Source organism: Frankia sp. AiPs1 (genome assembly GCF_023716945.1).
In the GTDB taxonomy this organism is placed as follows: Bacteria; Actinomycetota; Actinomycetes; order Frankiales; family Frankiaceae; genus Frankia.
Map to the genome: position 1 here is coordinate 1 of NZ_JAMQQF010000608.1, position 3,514 is coordinate 3,514.

The window sequence follows — 3,514 nt, forward strand, 5'->3', positions numbered from 1 at the left end:
CCGCTGCTACCGCTGCTACCGCTGTCGTCGCCGCCGCGGCGCCCCGAACCGCGCCCGGCGCCGCCCGCCGGCGCCCCGATCTCGTCGTCCAGACGCAGCGTCAGCGAGATCCGCTTGCGTGGGATGTCGACGTCGAGAACCTTCACCGTGACGATGTCGCCGGGCTTGGCGACCTCCCGCGGGTCGCTGACGAAGTTCTTGGACATCGCCGAGACGTGCACCAGGCCGTCCTGATGCACCCCGACGTCGACGAACGCACCGAACGCGGCCACGTTCGTGACGGTGCCCTCCAGCGTCATCCCGGGCACGAGGTCCGCGAGGGTCTCGATCCCCTCCGTGAACGCCGCCGTGCGGAACGCCGGCCGCGGGTCGCGCCCCGGCTTCTCCAGCTCGGCGAGGATGTCGGTGACCGTCGGCAGCCCGACGGCGTCGTCGACGAACTCGGTCGGCTTCAGCGACCGCAGCACGGCGCCGTTGCCGATGAGGGCGCTCAGCTCGCCGCCGGTGGCCGTGAGGATGCGCCGGACCACCGGGTAGGACTCGGGGTGCACGCTGGAGCCGTCCAACGGGTCGTCCCCGCCGCGGATGCGCAGGAAGCCGGCGCACTGCTCGAACGCCTTCGGCCCGAGCCGGGGCACGTCGCGCAGCGCCTCACGGGTGCGGAACGGCCCGTTGGCGTCGCGGTGGCGCACCAGGTTCTCGGCGAGGCCCGCGCCGATCCCCGACACCCGGGTGAGCAGCGGCGCCGACGCGGTGTTGACGTCCACCCCGACGGCGTTCACGCAGTCCTCCACCACGGCGTCCAGCGACGACGACAACCGCATCTCGGACAGGTCGTGCTGGTACTGGCCCACCCCGATCGACTTCGGATCGATCTTGACGAGCTCGGCGAGCGGGTCCTGCAGGCGGCGGGCGATCGAGACCGCGCCCCGCAGCGAGACATCCATCCCGGGCAGCTCGGCCGAGGCGTACGCGGATGCGGAGTACACCGACGCCCCCGCCTCGGAGACGGTCACCTTCGTCAGGGACAGCTCCGGATGCCGGCGGATGAGGTCGTCGGCCAGCTTGTCGGTCTCCCGGGAGGCCGTCCCGTTCCCAATCGAGATCAGGTCGACGTGGTGCTCGGCGGCGAGGCGGGCCAGGGTGGCGATCGACTCGTCCCAGCGCCGAGCCGGGACGTGCGGATGGATGGTGTCGGTGGCGACGGCCTTGCCGGTCGCGTCGACGACGGCCACCTTCACGCCCGTGCGGTAACCCGGGTCCAGGCCCATCGTCGCCCGGCTGCCGGCCGGCGCCGCGAGCAGCAGGTCGCGCAGGTTGGCCGCGAACACGCGCACGGCGGTGTCCTCCGCCGCCGTCCACAGCCGCATCCGCAGGTCCACGCCCAGGTGCACGATGATGCGGGTGCGCCAGGCCCAGCGGACGGTGTCGACGAGCCAGCGGTCCGCCGGCCGGCCAGCGTCGGAGATCCCGAAGGTCTCGGCGATTCGCTGCTCGTAGCTCGTCGGCCCGGGCACGGGCGGGGTGCCCGGCTCGGTCGGGGTGTCCGGCTCCAGGGTGAGGTCGAGGATCTCCTCCTTCTCGCCCCGGAACGCCGCCAGGATGCGGTGCGAGGGCAGCGAGGTGAACGGCTCGGAGAAGTCGAAGTAGTCGGCGAACTTCGCGCCGGCTTCCTCCTTGCCCTCCCGGACCCGGGAGACGAGCACGCCACGGGACCACATCTGCTCCCGCAGCGCGCCGATGAGGTCGGCGTCCTCGGCGAACCGCTCGACGAGGATCGCCCGCGCGCCCTCCAACGCGGCACCGGCGTCCACCACTGCCTTGTCCGGGTCGATGTAGCCGCTTGCCGTGCCGTGCGGGTCGAGAGCGGGGTCACCCAACAGGGCCAGCGCCAACGGCTCCAGGCCCGCCTCCCGGGCGATCTGCGCCTTCGTCCGCCGCTTGGGCTTGTACGGCAGGTAGATGTCCTCCAGGCGGGCCTTGGAGTCCGCCGCGAGAATCTGCTCCTCGAGGGCGTCGTCGAGCTTGCCCTGGGCGCGGATGGAGTCCAGCACGGCCGTGCGCCGCTCCTCCAGCTCCCGCAGGTAGCGCAGCCGTTCCTCCAGGGTGCGCAACTGGGTGTCGTCGAGGGTGCCCGTCGCCTCCTTGCGGTAGCGGGCGATGAAGGGCACGGTGGCGCCCCCGTCGAGCAGGTCGACCGCCGCCGTCACCTGCCCCTGGCGCACGCCGAGCTCGTCGGCGATCCGCTGATGGATGGACCGCTGTGGGACAGATGTCGTCGTCACAATGCCTGATCCGCCTTCTCGTCCTCGTCGCTGCTGTGCGCGTCAGCGCGGTGCCGGGCCGTCCGACCGATCCGCGCTGACTGCGAGACTACGGGCGATCACCCGGTGCTTTCCGCCCGGGCGGCCATCCGGCTGGCGTGCCGGCCGCCGCCCCGGGCGCGGTGCGATGATCGGCCTGGGCCGCCGTCCGCCGAGGTCATCCTCCTTGGCGGTGGCCGGTCCGGTGTGATCCAGTGTGATCCGTCCCGTTCGATTCCGTTGCTGGGCATATCCCATTGGTGTGACATGACCTATGATGTGCGCGTGTGCATGGGGGGTGGAGCCGCGGGTGCGGGTCGCTGTTATTTTCCGCATTCCGGACGTGGCCCGGCTGGATACGGCACGTCCCTCTCGGGGGCGGCCGCTGCCGGATTGCGACGCAGGGCGGCGGAGTGACTCAGGAGAGTACTCTGGGCCCCGTCCGTGGCCCGGCCCTGAGCCCGACCAGTGTCGGCGGCATTCGCCATGAGGCTTTCCTGTACCGAGGTGACGTTGGTTTCCTCAGTGCGACCAGGGATTTCATCCTCGCCGGCCTCGCGGCCGACGAGGATGTTCTCGTCGCGATCACGCCCGCACGGATGGCGCTTCTTCGGGCTGCGCTCGGCCGGGCCGCGAGACGAGTCACATTTCTCGATCTGGCGGAGGTCGGCCGGAATCCGGCGCGCATCATCCCCGCCTGGCAGGAATTCCTTGACCTCGGGATCGAACGAGGCCGGACGGTCCGCGGGATCGGTGAGCCGCTGTGGTCCGGGCGCCCCGTTCCTGAGCAGCGGGAATGCATGCTCCACGAGGCCCTGCTCAACGAGGCGTTCGCCGCCCCGCCGGCCTGGCGGCTGCGCTGCCCCTACGAGGTGACCGCGCTCGATTCGATCACCGCCGACGAGGTGTGGCAGACCCATCCGGTGGTGGTGGACGGCGGGCTCGGCCGCGTCAGCGCGCGCTACCGGCCGCCAGCCGACCCGACCCGGGCGCTCGCCACGCCCACCGTTGTCGCTGCTGCTGCCTCTGCTGCCTCTGCCGCCGCTGCCTCCGTCGCCGCCATCGCCGTCGCCTCGGTCGCCGCGGTGACCGATACCGGCACCACCTCGGCCGGCGCGAACCCGGTCGGTGCCACCTCGGCCGGCACGATCTCGGCGGGTGCGGCTGCTGTCGTCCCGGCGGTCGCCGCTGTCGCCGCCGCGGCGGTGGCC

General features: G+C 72.1%; 2 protein-coding genes. One reads left to right on the forward strand and one right to left on the reverse strand.

The annotated features are described in order from the left end of the window. Window positions 1-2,285 (reverse strand): Tex family protein (locus tag ND748_RS28180; RefSeq protein WP_251749226.1); only part of this gene is annotated, 2,285 nt, incomplete at its 3' end. A gap of 560 nt (window positions 2,286-2,845) precedes the next feature. On the opposite strand from ND748_RS28180, the gene ND748_RS28185 reads away from it, so the two are divergent. Further along, window positions 2,846-3,514 (forward strand): MEDS domain-containing protein (locus ND748_RS28185; RefSeq protein WP_251749227.1); only part of this gene is annotated, 669 nt, incomplete at its 3' end.